The sequence below is a fragment of the Arthrobacter woluwensis genome, from assembly GCF_030816155.1.
Lineage (GTDB): Bacteria > Actinomycetota > Actinomycetes > Actinomycetales > Micrococcaceae > Arthrobacter_E > Arthrobacter_E woluwensis_A.
In genome coordinates this window covers 1827141-1844948 of the sequence record NZ_JAUSXR010000001.1, presented here as the reverse complement: position 1 = coordinate 1844948, position 17808 = coordinate 1827141, and the positions used below count along the sequence as shown (strand labels likewise).

The 17808-nt window shown below is 68.9% G+C and carries 18 protein-coding genes, 1 tRNA gene and 2 pseudogenes; 12 read left to right on the top strand and 9 right to left on the bottom strand.

Going from position 1 to position 17808, the window contains the following annotated elements; translation table 11 throughout:
• Positions 1–206 precede the first annotated feature (206 nt).
• The 3 genes from QFZ52_RS08365 to QFZ52_RS08355 are packed head-to-tail and all read right to left on the bottom strand — an operon-like array spanning position 207 to position 2052.
• Positions 207–1217: an NADP-dependent oxidoreductase gene (locus QFZ52_RS08365; RefSeq protein WP_307497162.1), complete on the bottom strand. Its 1011-nt coding sequence runs from the start codon at positions 1215–1217 to the stop codon at positions 207–209.
• A gap of 15 nt (positions 1218–1232) precedes the next feature.
• Complete coding sequence (locus tag QFZ52_RS08360) at positions 1233–1628, bottom strand: DUF1304 domain-containing protein (RefSeq protein ID WP_144628336.1); 396 nt, start codon at positions 1626–1628, stop codon at positions 1233–1235.
• Between the two features lies 1 nt (position 1629).
• Positions 1630–2052: an organic hydroperoxide resistance protein gene (locus tag QFZ52_RS08355; RefSeq protein ID WP_066210439.1), complete on the bottom strand. Its 423-nt coding sequence runs from the start codon at positions 2050–2052 to the stop codon at positions 1630–1632.
• A gap of 50 nt (positions 2053–2102) precedes the next feature.
• Between QFZ52_RS08355 and QFZ52_RS08350 the strand changes: the two genes are divergently transcribed.
• Together QFZ52_RS08350 and QFZ52_RS08345 are read left to right on the top strand one after the other, a co-directional pair.
• Positions 2103–2543, top strand: a complete 441-nt coding sequence (locus tag QFZ52_RS08350) for a MarR family winged helix-turn-helix transcriptional regulator (protein WP_307497161.1) — start codon at positions 2103–2105, stop codon at positions 2541–2543.
• Between the two features lie 136 nt (positions 2544–2679).
• Positions 2680–2752: transfer RNA gene (locus QFZ52_RS08345), tRNA-Ala, on the top strand.
• Between the two features lie 165 nt (positions 2753–2917).
• On the opposite strand, the gene QFZ52_RS08340 is transcribed toward QFZ52_RS08345, so the two are convergent.
• Positions 2918–3523 (bottom strand): TetR/AcrR family transcriptional regulator, encoded by a 606-nt coding sequence (locus tag QFZ52_RS08340; RefSeq protein ID WP_307497159.1) that lies wholly within the window; start codon positions 3521–3523, stop codon positions 2918–2920.
• 105 nt (positions 3524–3628) lie between these two features.
• Between QFZ52_RS08340 and QFZ52_RS08335 the strand changes: the two genes are divergently transcribed.
• From QFZ52_RS08335 to QFZ52_RS08320, 4 genes and pseudogenes are all read left to right on the top strand, one after another.
• Entirely contained in the window at positions 3629–4534 is a 906-nt protein-coding gene (locus tag QFZ52_RS08335; protein ID WP_307497157.1) for an AvrD family protein, read from the top strand.
• Positions 4535–4543: 9 nt separating this feature from the next.
• Positions 4544–5149 carry a hypothetical protein gene (locus QFZ52_RS08330; protein WP_307497155.1) on the top strand — a complete coding sequence of 202 codons (606 nt, stop codon included), beginning with the start codon at positions 4544–4546 and terminating at the stop codon, positions 5147–5149.
• 476 nt (positions 5150–5625) lie between these two features.
• The gene (locus tag QFZ52_RS08325) at positions 5626–5904 is read left to right on the top strand and encodes a hypothetical protein (protein ID WP_307497154.1); all 279 of its coding nucleotides are present in this window, start codon (positions 5626–5628) and stop codon (positions 5902–5904) included.
• Positions 5905–6079: 175 nt separating this feature from the next.
• Positions 6080–6196, top strand: a pseudogene (locus QFZ52_RS08320) (hypothetical protein); the annotation flags it as partial.
• A 53-nt stretch (positions 6197–6249) separates the two neighbouring features.
• On the opposite strand, the gene QFZ52_RS08315 reads toward QFZ52_RS08320, so the two are convergent.
• On the bottom strand, positions 6250–6402 hold the full coding sequence (locus tag QFZ52_RS08315) for a hypothetical protein (RefSeq protein WP_307498744.1): 153 nt from the start codon (positions 6400–6402) through the stop codon (positions 6250–6252).
• Positions 6403–6515: 113 nt separating this feature from the next.
• Here QFZ52_RS08315 and QFZ52_RS08310 point away from each other — a divergent pair, with 113 nt between their 5' ends.
• The 6 genes and pseudogenes from QFZ52_RS08310 (at position 6516) to QFZ52_RS08285 (ending at position 13313) form a co-directional block, all read left to right on the top strand.
• A complete protein-coding gene (locus QFZ52_RS08310) occupies positions 6516–7136 on the top strand; it encodes a LacI family DNA-binding transcriptional regulator (protein ID WP_307497153.1) in 621 nt (206 codons plus the stop codon).
• A gap of 9 nt (positions 7137–7145) precedes the next feature.
• A pseudogene (locus QFZ52_RS08305) lies at positions 7146–7881 on the top strand (HAD family hydrolase).
• A gap of 106 nt (positions 7882–7987) precedes the next feature.
• Positions 7988–10321 carry a glycoside hydrolase family 65 protein gene (locus QFZ52_RS08300; protein WP_307497152.1) on the top strand — a complete coding sequence of 778 codons (2334 nt, stop codon included), beginning with the start codon at positions 7988–7990 and terminating at the stop codon, positions 10319–10321.
• Between the two features lie 234 nt (positions 10322–10555).
• Entirely contained in the window at positions 10556–10987 is a 432-nt protein-coding gene (locus QFZ52_RS08295) for a universal stress protein (protein ID WP_307497151.1), read from the top strand.
• Positions 10988–11139: 152 nt separating this feature from the next.
• Positions 11140–12456 (top strand): threonine/serine exporter family protein, encoded by a 1317-nt coding sequence (locus tag QFZ52_RS08290; RefSeq protein WP_307497150.1) that lies wholly within the window; start codon positions 11140–11142, stop codon positions 12454–12456.
• 35 nt (positions 12457–12491) lie between these two features.
• Complete coding sequence (locus tag QFZ52_RS08285; protein WP_307497149.1) at positions 12492–13313, top strand: SDR family NAD(P)-dependent oxidoreductase; 822 nt, start codon at positions 12492–12494, stop codon at positions 13311–13313.
• 58 nt (positions 13314–13371) lie between these two features.
• On the opposite strand, the gene QFZ52_RS08280 is transcribed toward QFZ52_RS08285, so the two are convergent.
• From QFZ52_RS08280 to QFZ52_RS08265, 4 genes are all read right to left on the bottom strand, one after another.
• Positions 13372–13710 (bottom strand): transcription initiation protein, encoded by a 339-nt coding sequence (locus QFZ52_RS08280; protein ID WP_208189027.1) that lies wholly within the window; start codon positions 13708–13710, stop codon positions 13372–13374.
• A gap of 81 nt (positions 13711–13791) precedes the next feature.
• Positions 13792–14952 carry an ABC transporter ATP-binding protein gene (locus QFZ52_RS08275; protein ID WP_307497148.1) on the bottom strand — a complete coding sequence of 387 codons (1161 nt, stop codon included), beginning with the start codon at positions 14950–14952 and terminating at the stop codon, positions 13792–13794.
• Complete coding sequence (locus QFZ52_RS08270; protein ID WP_307498689.1) at positions 14949–16433, bottom strand: ABC transporter permease; 1485 nt, start codon at positions 16431–16433, stop codon at positions 14949–14951. The genes QFZ52_RS08275 and QFZ52_RS08270 overlap by 4 nt, the downstream gene beginning before the upstream one ends.
• A gap of 121 nt (positions 16434–16554) precedes the next feature.
• A complete protein-coding gene (locus QFZ52_RS08265) occupies positions 16555–17607 on the bottom strand; it encodes an iron ABC transporter substrate-binding protein (RefSeq protein WP_307497147.1) in 1053 nt (350 codons plus the stop codon).
• Positions 17608–17808: the final 201 nt, after the last annotated feature.

Sequence of the window (17808 nt, the reverse complement as noted above, 5' to 3'; positions counted from 1 at the left end):
CGAAGGATCATCCTGGGCGCTGGTCCGGAGAACGGATCGCCGCCTGATCGAGGTCGCCTGGTTCAGTTGAGATCGGTCCCGGTCGTGGCTGGGCCGGGGCGGGGCGGGCATGCGGCCCGACGCATGAAAAGACCCCCGGCTTCGTGGACGACCCACGGAAATTTCCGTGGGTCACCCACCAAGCCGGGGGTCGAACCGCTGGAGAATCAGATCCGGACGAGCATCTTGCCCGTGTTGGCTCCGCGCATCATCGAGAGGAACGCCTCGACGGTGTTTTCGACGCCGTCCACGATCGTCTCGTCATAGCTGATGAGGCCCTCGCTGAACCAGCCGTTCATCCGCTCGGAGAACTCCTGGCCGAGGTGCAGGTAGGAACCGAGGGTGAAGCCCTGGAGCCGCAGACCACGGGTGATCATATTGGCCATGTTGTCCGGACCCGGCGTGCGCTCCGTGGTGTTGTACGCGGAGATCGCGCCGCAGAGGGCCGCGCGGCCGCCGTCGTTGAACGCGTCCAGCGCGGCTTCGAGGTGGTCGCCGCCGACGTTGTCGAAGTAGACGTCGATGCCCTCCGGAGCGGCGGCCGCGAGGAGTTCGCGCACGTCGCCGTCCTTGTAGTTGAATGCGGCGTCGTAGCCGTACTTCTCGGTCAGCAGCGCGACCTTCTCGGGGGAACCGGCGGAGCCGATGACGCGCTTGGCGCCCAGGAGCTTGGCGATCTGGCCGGCGGCGGTGCCGACGGCGCCGGCAGCGCCGGAGATGAAGACGGTCTCGCCTTCCTTGAGACTCGCGATCTCGGTGAGGCCCACGTAGGCGGTGAGGCCGGTCATGCCGAGGATGTGCAGACGCAGGGAGAGGGGCACGCCAGGAATCTCGGGAACAGCGCGGAAGGTCTCGGCGGCGTCCTGGACGCCATCCATCCAGCCATGCTGATGCAGCACCACCGTGCCGACGGGCAGATCGTCGGAAGCGGACTCCACCACGCGGCCGATGGCGCCGCCCGCGATCGCCTCGCCCAGAGGGTAGGGGGCGACGTAGCTGCGGGTGTCGTTCATCCGTCCGCGCATGTACGGGTCCACGGAGATGAACTCATTGCGGACGCGGACCTGACCGGGCGCGAGCTCGGGGTGGGAGACGGTCGCGGTGTTGAAGTCCTCCGGCACGGGCCAGCCCTCGGGGCGGCGTGCGAGCTGGATCTCGGTGGTGGTGAAGTCAGTCATGGGGTTCCTTCCGGGTCAGAGGGTGATGCCGAGAATGAGGGAGATGACGCCAAGCGCGGGGATCACGCCCTGCTTGAGCGCTGCGGATGCCTTCTCCGGGCTGGAGAGCAGGAGCACCAGGCTGGCGGCGACCATCGAGCCGGCGCCGGTGAAGACGAGGGTGTTGCCGACGGCGGGCTGGCCGGCGGCCACGAGGATGATGCCGAGCAGGACGGCGATCGCCAGGAAGAGGTTGTAGAAGCCCTGGTTGAAGGCCAGCTCGCGAGTGGCGGCGGCTTCGGTCTCGCTGGTGCCGAACACGGCACGCGCCCGTGGCGAGGTCCAGGCGAATGATTCCATCCAGAAGATGAAGACGTGCACGAGCGCGGCGATGCCGCTCAGGATGAGGCCGACGACGGCGAGGACGGTCATGTCAGGCCACCGCGAGTTCGACGTCGATGTTGCCGCGCGTCGCGTTGGAGTACGGGCAGACCTGGTGGGCCTTCTCGATCAGTTCCTGAGCCTGCTCGCGGGGGAGTGCGGGCAGGTCGACCTCGAGACGGACGGAGAGGCCGTAGCCGCCGTTGTCGAGGGAGTGCAGGGAGACGTCGGCCACGACTTCGGACTCACCGGCGTCGAGCTTGGCCTGCGCGGCGACCAGCTTGAGGGCCGAGTGGAAGCAGGCGGCGTAGCCGGCGGCGAAGAGCTGCTCCGGGTTGGTGGCCCCGCCGGCGCCACCGAGTTCCTTCGGGGTGCGGACCGGGGCGTCGAGGAGGCCGTCGGAGGACTGGATGTGGCCGTTGCGGCCATCTCCATGGGCGACGGCGGTGGCGGTGTAGAGAGCTTTTGTAGTCATGTACGCAACTATATTGTGCAAAATACAAATGCGCAATCTAGAATGGAGGCATGTCCTACGAACAACTCGACCTCGACGCGCAGCTGTGCTTCCCGCTGCACGCGGCATCGCGCGCCGTGACGCGCGCCTATGGGGAGCTGCTGGCCGAATCGGGCCTCACTTACCCGCAGTATCTGGTGATGCTCGCGCTGTGGAAGGCGGAGGGGTCGCTGAGTGTCGGCGAGCTGGGGGAGCGGCTGCGGCTCGACAGTGGCACCCTTACGCCGCTGCTCAAGCGTCTCGAGGCGGCGGGCCGGCTGACCCGTCACCGCTCGCCGCAGGACGAGCGGCGTGTGCTCGTTTCTCTGACCCCTGAGGGGCTGGCCCTCCGCGATGTGGTCGCCGAAGTGCCCGGTCGGCTGGGGGAGATCGTAGGGCTCGACCGGGAGGATGCCGAGAAGCTGAAGAGTCTGCTGACCACGGTCATGAGTTCGCTCGACGGGCTCCGCTGAGGGGTTGGGCGGCTTGAGCTTCTGGGAATGGAAGCGCAGGTCAGGCCTCGATTTGGGTGATCCGCCACCGGTGGTCTAAGCTGTATGAGTCGCAGCGGCAGGGATTGATCTCCCGGCGAGGCGGGCAAGTGAATATGGGGGTATGGCGCAGTTGGTAGCGCGTCTGCATGGCATGCAGAAGGTCAGGGGTTCGAATCCCCTTACCTCCACAGATGAAGGGCCGGTCGAGAGACCGGCCCTTCGGCGTTCCCGGGGTTCGCTCGATTGGGGCGAGGCGCCTCGCTGACGTGCCCCGCTTCCCTGCCCCGCCGCTGAGGTGGCGTCCCGGCCGCGAATTTGCCGGCCGTCGTCGCGCCTTGTCAGACCCTGGCGGCTCAGACCCTGGCGGCAGGGGTGGCGGCCGCCATGAGCTGATCGAAGGCCAGTTCGGCCGTTCGCCGAGCGAGCTCGTCCGTGAGGCCCGCGCCCACCGGCAGCAACGCCTTGGTGAGGAGCGGGCTCAGCAGAAGGTCACAGATCCAGTCGAGGTCGATCTGGTCGGCTTCCAGCTCGCCGCGGACGACCGCACGGTGGAGCACGGCCTGCACATTGGCGCGCCGTGGGGCGATGAACTGCGTGAGGTAGAGGACACGGATCGACTCGTCGATTCGGATCGTCTCCAGCAGGCCCGGAAGGTTGTTCCGGAGCAGAGGGTCCGCGAACATGGCGACTTCTTGTCGCTGGAGCCGGAGGAGATCGGTGCTGAGTGCCCCCGTGTCGTCGATTTCGTTCACACCGAACCGATGCTGAATGACGTCGAACGCGAGATGTCCGACGTTACGGTACCTGCGATAAAACGTCGGCCTCGTGGTGCCGACTTCAGCGACCAGGCCGTCGACGGTCAGGCTCGAGTAACCAGAACTCCGCATGATGCGTTCGGCGGCCTGTCGTAGGGCTTCGCTGACATCAGAAGAGAGCGGCCGGCCTCGTTTGGTTGCCATGCGGCCAGTCTACCAAGCCACTCAGATCGCGGATTCTGGCACCCCTACGGTGAATTAATATAGGGATGGCGCTGTAACGCAACTCTGCGCGGTGAAGGAGAAGTCGTGGGGGAGAAGCCTGGCGGAACGAGTCTTGACGATGAACTCGGTCCCGCGGAAGACCGGTACTTCGGTGGCGGATATCGCCAGGTGGAGCACGAACTGACGGAAGCGGGCGACGGCGACGGCAGGCGGTGGCGGGGTCGGGTCACCTATCCGGCGCGGTGGTCGGTCGGGGCCGACGGGCGTTCGCGCCGACCTCACCTGAGCTCGGTGGACGCTGTGGTGCTCCCGATGGCGGCACTCGCCGGGAACCCCTCGCGGTGGGCTGCGGCGGCCCACGCCGAGGCGCGGTTCTGGATCCGCACCGTGAAGATCCGGGCGGGGAGTGAGCCTTGGAGCCGGCTGGCGGATGTGCCGGTCACCCTCGAGACGAGTCGACGCTCCGTAGAGGGCCGGACCCTCGAATGGTGCTCCGCCCGGGTGGGGAACATGACGGTCGAGCTGGGTCTCGCGGTGGCCGGAGTGCGGTCATCGGCGGGCGTCCTGGCGATCGGCGATCTGGAGTACAAAGGTCACTCGATCAGCTCCTCGGTGGAGGCTTTCGACGGTCCGGACGGCGGGCTCAGGTCCCGGCACCTCCTCCCGATCGGCCCGGCGTCCGACCCCGCCGCGGCACAGGCGTCCGCGATCGACTTCCTCGTGACGATGGGCCAGCTGGCCCAGGCGCTGGTGTACCGGGCTGACGCAACGGACCGCAGCGGCGTCGACAATCTCTGGATGCGGAAGATGACGATCGCGATTCACGGTCACCGGCCTATCGCGCCCGGCGCCTTTGACGCCGTCACGACCCTCGACCGGCAGGGTGGCGTGGTGATCGACGGCCGGCGGCTGCGGACGCTGCGCGTCCGGTCCCTGGCGTCGGTCGGCGTCGAGGGCGTGGCGGATCTGGCCTATTTCACAGAAGGATGAGGCATCAGCATGATTTCGGACCCAGAAGGCCGGCAGGAGATCCTTGCTGCCGCGGCGTTGTTGCTCGTCTCGGCGCCGCTGGCGGACACGACCTTGGAGGACGTCGCCCAGGTTCTGCGGGTGCCGGTTCGGGACGTGGGTCTCCATTTCGGTTCCGTTCGTGAGATCGGTGCGGCCATTCTGGACGCCGAGGGCGACAGCATGCGGGAGGCTCAGCGCGTCGGCGCTGCTGCCGGACGCGATCCGCTCGCGGTCCTCCAGGCGACCTTTCACGCCGTGGCCGTGAACATCAGCTCGCGGCCGATCGTCCGTGCGGGCATCAGAATCGCGCAGGAGTCCCGGCATCTCTATCCCGAGCGCCGCATCGACCCGTTCCGCACCTGGAAGGCCTTCGTGGTGGGCCAGCTGGAACTGGCGAAATCGGCGGGTCGGCTTCGTCCTGGAGTCGAGTGCGAGTCAGCGGCCTGGCTGATCGTGTCCTCGGGACTCGGGACGAAGGAATTGGTGGCTTTCACCGGGCGATGGGATGAGCTGCCCGGGCTCATGGCGGACACCATCGGGCAGATCGTCACCCTGCTCGAGGCCGACGGTGAACCCGCCCGCCGAGCGGGCTGACCAGGATGTCCCGGCGCCGCCCCGGGGCGTGGCCAGGGGATTCCGAGATTACGGCAGGTGGTGTAACGTAAAGGCATCGAGACGTCGCCGTCTCGCGAGCACCTGTTGGGGGAGACCCCTCGGTGGGAGGAGTGCGCACCCGCGGGGCCGGGATCACCTTCATGTCATTGGGGGCTTGAAGGTGGCCGCGGCGGCCTTTTGTTCTGGGGGGCAAGGCCGACGTGGACCGTCGTGCGAAGGTGCGCAGGACGCAGATCGGATCCGTGACGGATGGCCTGCGTCATCTCGCCGCCGCTGGGATTCAGGCTCTTGGTGCTTGGAGGGCTGCTGATCGGGCAAGGGCATCACGCCGAACCGATCAGCAGCCCAAGCCCGGCTCGGCGTGACGCCGGTGAGGGTGTCCGAGTAGGCCTGCCTGGAGAACGGACTGTTCCTCTCCGGAGAAGAGCCTCCTAAGCTTCACTCAGGAGGCGTGCGTGAAAAGCAGAACCGGCACTATCGCGAACATCGCTCTGGCAGCCTTGTGCGCCGTCGGGCTCTTCGTGGCGTGCCTGGGGCTGGGGTCCTACCTCATCCGCTATGCGCAGCTCGACGGGCTGGAAGGGACGATCCCCGATCCTGTGTATGCCCAGGTCACCACGATGTTCGGAGTGGAGAAGCTCCTCCTTCTGGCCGGCCTCGTCCTGACCCTCGTCGGTGCGATCTCTCTCCTGGTCACGTCAGCGCTGCGGCGTCGGGCGGCCTCGGGATCCTGAGTCCCGCAATCCCTGGGAACTGACAGCCATGCGCCGGCGTCCGACGTCGGTCGCCCACCTCTTCCCACGCAGCCCCGCCGCGGCCGTGACATCCTTTGCCGAAGCGTTGTCAGCGGTGAGTGTAAACGCTTACAATCTCTTTCGGCGCTGACTCCATCGCGCCGGAGAGTGCATCATGAAAGGGTTGAGGCCGTGTTCCTTGACTGAGCGCAGCCGCGCGACCATCCGGGACGTCGCCCTGCTGTCCAGCCTGTCCATCTGCACCGTCTCGCGGGCCTTGCGGGGACTTCCCAACGTCTCTGAAGACGCCCAGCGGCGGGTCGAGGATGCGGCCGCCAAACTCGGCTACCGCGCGTCGTCCGCCGCGGCGCGACTGGCCGGCGGCAGAACGGGATCGGTGGCGATCATCGTCCCGACGGCCACCACCTGGTTCTTCGCGCAGGCCGTCGAAGCGGCCGAGGAAGTGTTCGCCGACAGCGGGCTCGACTCCGTGCTCATCAGCCTCCGGGGGACGCGCCGATGTCCGGAAGAGGATCTTCGGCGATCTGGACGCCCTGGCCCAGCGCGTCGACGGGGTCCTGCTGCTCGGCGTCGACCTCGACGGCGAGGAGGTGGAGGCTCTCGCGTCCTCACCCCTGGAGGTGGCGAGCATGGGACTGAGCGGCGTACCGTGGGACACCGTAGGGATCGATGATGTCCAGGCGGCTCACAGTGCGACCAGCCACCTCCTCGGCCTCGGCCACGGGGATTTCGCCATCCTGGCAGCCGGCGAGGATGACCGCGGAACCGTCAGCACCTCGGGCGACCGCTTGCGAGGGTTCTCCCAGGCCCTGGCGGAGCACCATCTCGAAGTCCACCCTGACCGCATCATCAAGGAACCGTCCAGCATCGAAGGCGGGTACCGGGCCATGACCGAATTGATCGACAACCGAGGCCTTCCCGAGGCCGTGTTCGCGGCCTGTGACGAGGCCGCCTTCGGAGCGCTCAAGGCGCTCCGTGAACACGGCCTGTCCGCGCCGAAGGACGTCTCGCTCATCGCGATCGACGATCATCCGATGAGCGCCGTCCTGGGCCTCACGACCGTCGCGCAGCCCGTGGCGGACCAGGCGGCCTTCGCCGCCGATCTGCTCACTGAACGGCTTCAGGGAGCGGGCGGGGACCCCCAGCACCACCGCCTGCCCGTCGCCCTGATCGAACGCAAGACCACCCGCCGCCCCCGGCGTCAACCCTGAGGACTCCCCATGACCACATCACTGAACACATCGATCTGGGACGGCACCGAGGCGCTCCTGTTCGACCTCGACGGCGTCCTGACCCCCACCGCGCTCGCCCATGAGCAGGCGTGGCGCACCTTGTTCGAAGACGTGCTCGCCGTCGAAGGCGTCGGGCCGGCGTACACGGATGCCGACTACTACGCCCACATCGACGGCCGGCCCCGGTATGACGGCGTCCGCGAATTCCTCGCCTCCCGGGGCCTCACCCTGCCCGAGGGCCAGGACGACGACGCGCCGACCGAGCGCACCGTCCGCGGCCTCGGCAACCTCAAGAACAGGCTGTTCCGCCCAGATCATCGAGGACGGCATCGACCCGTACCCCGGTTCGTCCCGCTTCGTCGCCGCGGCCCGGGAGCGCGGCGTGAAGCTCGCCGTCGTCTCGTCGTCCCGCAACGCGCCGGCGGTGCTCGAGGCCGCCGGAATGGCGGATCTGTTCCCCATCGTGGTGGACGGAAACGTCGCGGCCCGGGAGGGGCTGCCCGGCAAGCCGCATCCGGCCACGTTCCTGAGAGCCGCCGAGCTGCTCGGGGTCGACCCGGCCGCCGCCACAGTGGTGGAGGACGCCGTCTCCGGAGTCGAGGCCGGAGCGGCCGGCGGGTTCCGCGCCGTGATCGGCGTGGATCGAGGAGCGGGGGAGGACGTCCTGCGGTCCGCCGGCGCCACGCTCGTGGTGTCCGACCTCGACGAGCTGCTCCCGGCCTGACCCTGCTCCCTGCCTGATCCTCAGAGCGCCCCACCCCCACACTTCGCCGGGACCCTTCCCCCACGTCCCGGCGCCCCCGATCGATCCAGCGTCCGAAAGCCTTCCCATGTCACTGATCTCCGCTGACCGCACCCGATTCCCCGCACAGCCCTGGGCACTGGTCGAGACCTCCTACGCGCCCGGTTCGGAGGGCGCCCTGGAGACCGTCTTCGCCCTCGGTAACGGCCATCTCGGGGTGCGCGGCGCCCATGCTTCCGCCGCCGACGCCTTCCTGCCGGGAAGCTTCATCAACGGCTTCCACGAAACGTTCGACATCCGCCATGCCGAAAACGCCTACGGTTTCGCGAAGCAGGGCCAGAGGATGCTGTACGTGCCCGACGTCCAGGAGACCCTGCTCCGCGTGGACGGGGAGGAACTCTCGCTCGGCACGGTGCCGGTCCTCGACTACCGCCGCACCCTGGACTTCGCGAGCGGGATCTACGAATGCGCCGTCGTCTGGCAGTGTGCCTCCGGTGCGGTCGTCACCACGGTCGAACGCCGGGTGCTCGGCCAGGGCCACCGCGGCTCGATGGCTGTGGAACTGCGCCTGAGCGCGGACCGGCGGATCGTGCTGGATGCGGTTTCTCAGGTGGTGAACCGGCAGGATCAGCCGGCCGAGGACCACTCGGACCACGACCCCCGACGTTCGGGCCGTCACGCCGGTCGCGTGCTCATGCCGGCGTTCAGCGACGGCGCGCGCGGGTCCCTGCGGCTCGCCTGGACGACGGCGGCCTCCCGCCAGAGCGTCGCCGTCGCGGTCGATCATGTGGCGCCGGGCGCCCTCCCGCCCTTCTCGACGGAGACGGACGCCGACCGGAGCTCGGTCCGCTACGTCCTGCCGGTCGACCCGGGGGAGGAGTTCGTGCTCGAGAAGCGCGTCTCCTACGCGGTGGGTCCGGAGACGCCGGAGACGCTCCTGGCCCGTGCCGAGGAGTCGATCCTCAGTTTCGAGGAGCTCGCCGCGGAATCGGCCGAGCACTGGGCGCAGTACTGGTCCACCGCGGACATCGAACTTCCCGGTCAGCCGGAACTGCAGCAGGCGGTCCGCTGGAACCTCTTCCAGCTGGGCCAGGCGACCGCGCAGGCCGGCGTGTCCGGGATCCCCGCCAAGGGCGTCAGCGGTTCGGGCTACGAGGGCCACTACTTCTGGGACCAGGAGGTGTACCTGATGCCCTACCTCAGCTACACCTCCCCGGATGCCGCCCGCAAGGTGCTGGCCTTCCGGCACTCGATGCTGCCCGCCGCGCGGGCCCGGGCCGCCGAGCTCAGTGTGGACGGCGCCCTCTTCCCCTGGCGCACCATCAACGGCCAGGAGGCCAGCGCGTATTACGCCGCCGGCACTGCACAGTTCCACATCAACGCCGCGGTCGCCTTCGCCGCGGCCCGGTACGTCTGGGCGACGGGCGACGACGAGTTCCGCACCGGGGAAGGCGCGGAGATCCTCTCCGAGACGGCCCGCATGTGGGCCTCCCTGGGCTTCTTCGGCAAGGACGGGCGTTTCCACCTGCACGGCGTCACGGGTCCCGACGAGTACACGGCCGTGGTCAACAACAACCTGTACACGAACGTCATGGCGCGGTTCAATCTTCGGGCCGCGGCCGCCGTCGAGGGGCCCTTCGCCAGGGTGACGGAACGCCAGCTCTGGTCCGAAGCCGCCGAGCGCATGACCCTGCCCTACGACAGCGATCTGCGCGTTCACGCCCAGGACGCCGACTTCATGACCCTGGAACCGTGGGACTGGGACGTGCCGCGGGACAAGTACCCCCTGCTGCTGCACTTCCACCCGCTGGTCATCTACCGGCACCAGGTGCTCAAGCAGGCGGACACGGTGCTGGCGATGTTCTTGCAATGGCAGGACTTCAGCGCCGAGGAGAAGCAGCGCGCCTTCGACTTCTACGACCCGCTGACCACCGGCGATTCGACGCTCTCGGCGTGTGTGCAGGGCATCATGGCGGCCGAGGTCGGCTACGGGGACGTGGCGCTGCGGCACTTCACGACGGCGGCGTTCATCGACCTGGACGATCTGCACCACAACACGGTGGACGGCGTTCACACGGCCTCGGCGGGCGGCGTCTGGGCCGCGCTCGTCAACGGCTTCGCGGGCTTCCGCGACCAGGGGGAGCGCCCGCTCTTCGACCCCCGGTTGCCGGAGGGCTGGGAGGGGCTCGCGTTCCGTCTGCGGATGCGGGGCTCGGTGCTTTCGGTGCGGCTGGCGCCGGGCGGGATCACGCTCAGCGTCGACTCCGGCGATCCTCTGGAAGTCCAGGTGCGGGATCAGGTCGTCCCGGTGGGCACGGACCCTGTGACGGTCGACCTGGCGGACGTTCCGGCTCCGGCGCCGAGCGTCTTCCCGCAGTCGCCCGCCACGGCCAGCCTGCAGACGGTGCTGACCCGCGTCTGAGTGAACGGCTGGCTGGGCGGCTGAGAAAGCGGCCGACGACGGCGGCCGGCGACGGCGGGTGACCGCCGTCGTCGGCCGCTCGGCCGGAGTGGGTGGCCCGCTCAGCCCTGGACGGTGTTTTCTCCATCACTTTCGGGCGGAGTTCCGGGGTTTGTTACGGATGATCCCACGCTAGCCGATGGTCCGCACGGTACCGTTTTGAGCAGGCAATCATCGTTGAGAAGGAGCACCAGCATGCCGGAGATCATCGTCGTCGGAGTGGACGGAACCGAGACCGCGGCGCGCGCGGCCGAGCAGGCCCTGCGCCTCGCCCAGGGTTTTGGCGCGACGCTGCATGTGGTCACCGCGTACGAGGGCACCAAGGCATCGCTGCACGGCGCCAACTACGAGCGTGCCGTGGTCTTCGCCGACCGCCAGGAGAAGGCAGCCGAGACCGCCCGTACGGTCGCCGAGAGCCTGTCAGCGGACGGCGTCCAGGTCGAGTCGTTCTCCGTGGTGGGCACTCCCGCGGAGGCGCTCATCGCCCATGCCGAGCAGCACGACGCCAGCGTGATCGTGGTGGGCAACCGCCGCATGAAGGGCCTCGCCCGTGTCCTGGGCAGCGTCGCCAACTCCGTGGCGCACGAAGCCAAGTGCAACGTCTACATCGCGGACACCACCGAGTAGTCCGCACGCCGGGGCGCCGTAGCGGAGGCGACGGCGCCGACGTCGGGGGTCAGGCCCGGATGCGCGGGTTGCAGCCCGTGTCTTCGGCGGTTTCCCCCGAACTCGGCAGCGGGACCCCGCCGTCACCTGCCGGGGCACCCTAGGATCGAGGCATGGAAGCAGCCTCATCCTCCGGCCTGAGTACGCCCGAACCGGTCGCCACAGGACTCTCCGCCAAGAAGGTGCGCCTCCGCCTCGCCTTCCTGTCCGCGCTGGGCCACGGCTTCCTGGAATCCGGCCAGACCACGCGCCAGACCGAGGAAGCGCTCGGCCGGTACGGCCGTGAGCTCGGCCTGGACGGCCTCGTGCTGAATTCCTTCGGCCGGATGCTGCTGCTGGAAGCCGTCACGCGCGACGGCGGCACGGTCTCCCTCTCCGGCGCGGCCCGGTCGCTCGACGCCATCGACTGCACCAGGGCGCGCGCACTCGACAGGCTCGCTGAGCGCACCGTCGAGGACGCCCGGGGCTGGGCCGATTCCGCCGCTGCCCACGACGGCCTCACGGCGGCGCGGCAGGAGGTCGAACGGCTCCGCGACACGGCCACGCCATGGTGGGTGGTCACGATCGGCCTGACCCTCCTGGCGTTCTTCATCAGCATGCAATTGGGCGTGAGCTGGCAGGCCTGGGTCACCGCGGCCCTGGTGCAGGCGGTGACCTCCCTGGCGGGCGTCGCGATCGGCGGGCTGCGGCTGCCCCGGCTGTTCGCCATCGCTGTGCAGAGCTGCGCGGCGGGCGCCTTCGCCACTGTCCTCGTCCAGCTCGGCTTCGTGGATCCGGTGGGCGCGGCCGCGGCGATCGCGGTGAACTGGCTCCTGCTGATCCCTCTGCCACAGGTCATCGGGGCGGTCACGGACGCCATCGAAGCCGACCATCTGTCCGCGATGACGCGCGTGGCGAGCGTCGCCATCGCGGCTGGAGGGATCGCGATCGGTGGAGGATTCACGTTCGCGCTGGGGGAGGTCCTCGGCATGGCCCACCCGCGGCTCGATGCCCTGCCCACCCTGCCCTGGTATCTGGTGCTGGTGTTCTCCGCCCTGGGCGCGGTCGCCAACGCGTTCGCGAACGGCGGGAGGGCGGCACTCGTCGCGCCCGCGGCATTCCTCGGCCTGGTCACGGCCGCCGTCAACCAGGTCTTCCTTCACGTGGCCGGACTGTCCGCGGTCTGGGCCAGTTCGCTCTCGGCCGTGGTCCTGGGTCTCCTCAGCGCAGCCCTGGTGAAGCGCACCGGCTACCCGTACCAAGTGCTCGCGCTCATGGGCATCACGGGGGCCCTGCTCCCCGGGATCCCGGTGTTCTTCGGCATCCTCCAGGCGATGGGCGGAGGCAACGCCGCGGAGCACTTCGGCACGGCCGCGGCCATCAGTCTGGGCATCGGCACGGGTGTCGCGCTCGGCGTGCACCTGGCACGTTTCAGGAGGAGCGCGCGGTGATCGGTCCGTGCAGTGCGGGGGCGTACGATGACCGCATGTCTGATGTCGCACTGATCACTGGAACCTCCTCGGGCATGGGCCTGCATGCCGCCGTCGACCTGGCACGCCGAGGTCTCACCGTGGTCGCCACGCTGCGCGACACCTCCCGGGTGGCCGCCCTCCACGCCGCCGCCCGCGAGGCCGGAGTCGAGCTGGACGTGCGGGAGCTCGACGTCGTCGATCACGGCGCCGCCGAACGGGTGGTGCGCGACGTGCTCGCCGAGCACGGCCGTATCGACGTGCTGATCAACAACGCCGGCCGCGGCAGCGTGGCGACGGCCGAACAGCTGTCCATGGAGCAGATCCAGGCTCAGCTCGACGTCAACTACTTGGCCCCCGTGAACCTCACCAAGCTGGTCCTGCCCGGCATGCGGGAACAGGGCCGCGGCCGGATTCTCACCGTCACGAGCGTGGGCGGAGCCGTGGGCCAGCCGTTCGCCGACGCCTATTGCGGAGCAAAGTTCGCCGTGGAGGGTTTCATGCAGTCGCTCGCGGTGGTCGCCGAACGGTTCGGCGTGCAGGTGGGCGTGATCGAACCCGCCGCGGTGGCCAGTGAGTTCGTGGCGAACGTCTCGCGCCCCACGGATGCCGGCGTCTACGGGCCCTTGCTCGACGCCTACATCAGCCGTAGCACCGGAGCGTTCTCCCGGGCACAGTCCGCCGAGAGCGCCGGGGCCGCGATCGCGGAGATCGCGACCGCGCCGGACTTCCACTTCCGGAATCAGACCTCCGACGCCGCCCGGAACTTCGTGGGCGTCTCCCTTTCCGACGGCGACGGCGAACGAGTGTTCGGCTTCACCCGCCCCTGGATCGCCTGAGGACGGTCAGCCCGGACCTGGCGAGGGAGGAGGCGAACCGAAGTGAGCGGGAGCCCGCTCAGCTCATCGGGTCGTACATGAACTCCCGCAGTTCCTGCGGACAGCGGCAGGAGGCGGCGATCTTCGCCGCCCATGCCTCCGCTGATGCGCGGTCCGGAAGCTCGAGGATCGTGAAGCCGCCGCGGATGTCGAGGCCCGGATACGGTCCTGGGCTGATGGACCCGTCGGCCCCGACGCGCACCGGCTCCACCTCCTCGTTGATGCCGCCGCCGAAGACGTAGACGCCCGCGGCCTGGGCTTCCGCGATGACGGCATGGGACTCCGCGACGACGGTGGGGAAGTCCTCCTCCGAGACCACCATTGCGTCGCTGGGGAACGAAATCAGGTACTTGGTCATACGCCGATCCTGAACCCGTCGGCCGGCGCACGCAAGGGGTGGGTTGGGGCCCGTCCTGCCGAAGGCGAAGCCGGGGCGCACTCAGTCCTGAGCGGAATCCCAGGGGAAGGCCACGCCCTCACCGATGACGCGCAGGCACAGTTCCGTGCCGGGTCGCGTGATGGAGGCGTTCCAGTGACGGATGGTGATCGTCTCGCCGCCGCCGGGGATCTCGGGACCGCCCGATGAGACCGGACGGGGGTTGAGACGGATCCGCACGGTGGTCTCGGGGCCGAAGTAGTCCGTGTCCACGACCGTGCCGCGGATGGGGCCGTCCGGGGCGATCCGGATCTGTTCGGGCCGCAGCATCAGGTGCACCTTGCCCTGCGCCGGAGGACGGCGGACCGGAATCCCGCCCAGGGAGCACATGGCCAGGGACCCTTCCAGCCAGGCGTCGAGCACCACAGCCTCGCCCAGGAACTCCGCGGTGGCGCGGTCGGAGGGACGGGTGTAGACCACGAACGGATTTCCCACCTGGGCCAGGGCGCCATCCCGCATGACGGCCACCTGATCGGCGAAGGACAGGGCTTCGGCCTGATCGTGGGTCACGAGCACGGTGGTGACGCCGGCGGTCCGGAGCACCTTGCCCACGGCGCGGCGCGTGGCGACGCGCAGGCCGGCGTCGAGCGCGGAGAATGGCTCGTCCAGGAGCATCACTTCGGGTTCACGGGCGAGGGCGCGCGCAAGGGCGACGCGTTGCTGCTGGCCGCCGGAGAGCTCGTGGGGACGACGTGCGGCGAGAGCCGGATCCAGGGAGACCATCTCGAGCAGTTCACGGATCCGGGCCTTCGCCGCAGAGGACCGGTGGCTGCCCAGGTCACCTGCCAGACCGAAGGCGACGTTCTGGGCCACGGAGAGATGCGGGAACAGAGCGCCGTCCTGCGCCACATAGCCGACATTCCTCCGGTGCGCCGGAACCCACGCGGAACTCTGCGCCACGGCCGTGCCGCTCAGGCGGATGGAGCCGGCGTCGGGCCGTTCGAACCCGGCGATGAGCCGCAGCAGCGTGGTCTTGCCCGAACCGGACGGTCCCACGATCGCAGTGGTCCCGCCGCGGGCGACCGCGAGGTTGATCCCGCGCAGCACTTCCTGGCTGCCGAAGTTCTTGACCACTCCGTCGATGGCGAGATGGGTGTCGGTGGTGCCGGCCACAGAGGGCGCGACGCCGGGAGCGACGGAGTGGGCGGAGGAGGGGGAGGTCACTGTCCGGCTGCTTTCTTGGACTGGTGGAACAGGAGATAGGTCATGGGGGCGGAGAGCACGATCATCAGGAGCGCGTAGGGGGCGGCTCCGGCGTAGTCGATCTCGCTGCTCTTGCTCCAGAACTCGGTGGCCAGGGTGTGCGTGCCGTTGGGGGAGAGGAGGAGCGTCGCCGTGAGTTCGTTGACGATGGCCAGGAACACCAGAGCGGCGCCGCCGGCCGCCGCGGGGGCGGTGAGGCGCAGCGTGACGCGCAGGAACGCCAGGAACGGGGACGTGCCGAGAGCCTGGGCCGCCTCCTCCAGTTCCTTCGGGGCCTGCACGAGCCCGGAGCGCAGGCTGACCAGAGCCCGGGGCAGGAACAGCAGCACATACGCGGCGATCAGCACGCCGGTGGTCTGATAGACAGCCGGTGCGAGCCGGATGGTCACGGTGACGAACGCCAGGCCCACCACGATCCCGGGCAGGGAACTCGTGACGTAGTTGCACAGTTCCAGGGCCTTGCTGAACCAGGTGGGGTTCCGCACCGCCAGATACGCCAGCGGGAACGCCACCACGGTGGTCACCGCGGCCCCGGCCACTCCGTAGAATAGAGTCTGCACCAGGGCCGGGACGAACTCGTCCGCGGTCCAGACGGCGGCGCCGCCCTGCACGGCCCAGCGGAGGACGAGCGCGAGGGGCAGGCCGAAGGCGAGCAGCACGAGCGCCAGCAGGGACAGCTGCGCCGGCACCTGGTAGCGGCCCAGCGGCAGCCGCAAGGCGACGCCCTGGCTGCCCGAGCCGACGCGGGAGTACCGCGCGGTTCCGCGGCCGCGGACCTCGGCGAGCAGCAGGAGCAGGCACAGGAACACCAGGACGCTGGCGAGCATGTTGCCGGCCGTGCCGTTGAAGGTGGACTGGAACTGGATCATGATCGCCGTGGTGAACGTGTCGAAGCGGATCATGGCGAAGGCGCCGTACTCGGCCAGCAGGTGCAGCGACACCAGGAGCGCGCCACCGGTCAGCGCCACGCGGAGCTGGGGGAGGACCACCCGGAAGAAGGACGCCCACGGACCCAGGCCCAGGGAGGCGGCCGAGTGCTCCAGCGCCGGATCCAGCCGGCTGAGAGCCGCGGCCGCGGGGATGTAGACCAGCGGGAAGTAGGAGAGCGTGGAGATCAGCACCCCGGACCCGATCCCCTCGAGGGACGGGACGGCGGAGACCCACGCGTAGCTGTTGACGAACGCGGGGATTGCGAGGGGCGCGGCGAGGGCCACGGCCCAGAACCGATGACCGGCGAGCGTGGTCCGCTCCACCAGCCAGGCCCCGCCGACGCCGAGCACCAGGCACAGCGGCACGGTGAGGACCACCAGGAGCACGGTGTTCAGCAGGAGCTCGCCGACGCGCGGCCGGAAGATGAGCGAGACCGCCGTGTCCCAGCCCGTGGTGACCGTCATGTAGACGACGTACCCGAGCGGGATGAGGGACAGCAGCGCGATGAGCATCGCGATCAAAGAGATCACGGAGACGCCGAAAGGCGGGCGAGGGCGTGCGCCCTTGCCCGCCTGCGGCGGCCTGACGGTGGCCTCCACCGGGGCGGAGGCCGTTGAATCAGCGGTCACGGAATCAGAGCAGTCCGGCCTGCGTCATCAGCTCGGTGACCTTGGCGGAGTTCAGCTTGGCCGGGTCTACCGTGGGGGCCTGCAGATCCTTGATCGGCACGAGCTTCGGGTTCGCCTCGACGTTCGACGCGATCGCGTACTCGAAGGAGGTGCCGTTCTTGAGGACCTCCTGGCCCTTCTTGCCGGTGATGAACTTCAGGAACGCCTGTGCGGCGGCCGGGTTCTTGGCGGACTTCAGGACGCCGCCGCCGGAGACGGACAGGAACGCGCCCGGATCCTGGTGCTTGAAGAAGTACGGGGTGACGTTCTTGGAGTTCTCGCCGGTCTTGGCCTGGTCACCGTAGTAGTAATAGTGGTAGATCAGCGCGGCATCCACTTCACCGGCGTTGACGGCCTTCATCGCGGTGCTGTTGCCCTTGTAGGCCTTGAAGTTCTCCTTCATGCCCTTGAGCCACTCGGTAGTCGCGGCCTCACCCTTGAGCTCCAGCAGCGCGGCGACGATCGCCTGGAAGTCGGCGCCCGACGGCGACGCGGCCCACTTGCCCTTCCACTCCGGCTTGGCGAGATCCAGCATGGACTTCGGCAGCTTGTCCTCGGAGATCTTCTTCTTGTCGTACACGAGCACGGTGGAGCGGGCGGCGATGCCCGTCCACTTGTTCGTGGAAGGCCGGTAGGCGGCGGGGACCTGGTCCACGGTGGCCTTGTCGACATCCGCGAACAGGCCGGCGTTCTCCACCTGGGCCATCGCGGGGGAGTTCTCGGTCAGGAAGACATCGGCGGGGGAGGCGGCGCCTTCCTGGACGATCTGGTTGGACATCTCCGAGTCGTCGCCCTGGCGGACGGTGACCTTGACGCCGGTCTCCTGGGTGAACGCGTCCACCCATTCCTTCGTCAGGGACTCGTGCTGGGCGTTGTAGACCGTGATCTCGCCGGAGACCTTGGAGTCTCCGGATCCGCCCGCGGCGGGCGCGGAGCTGCCGGAACCGCAGGCGGCCAGGCCGAGAGCGGCGGTCGCGGCGAGGGCGATGCCCGCCAGAGCGTTCTTACGCAACTTCATGGGAACTGCTTTCTACGTGCAAAAGGGTTCGGAGTCCTGGGGAGGGTCCTGAGCAAGCTTAGGTTAGCTATGCCTAAAGGTGCCAATGGGCGAAGGCCGGGGCGGCTCGAATGTGACATCGTGGTCCGTCCGTGAGAGCCCCGGCTCGGCACGGACCCCCTTGCTAAACTGGGGCCGAACCCGAGGCCTGACTGAGCCGGG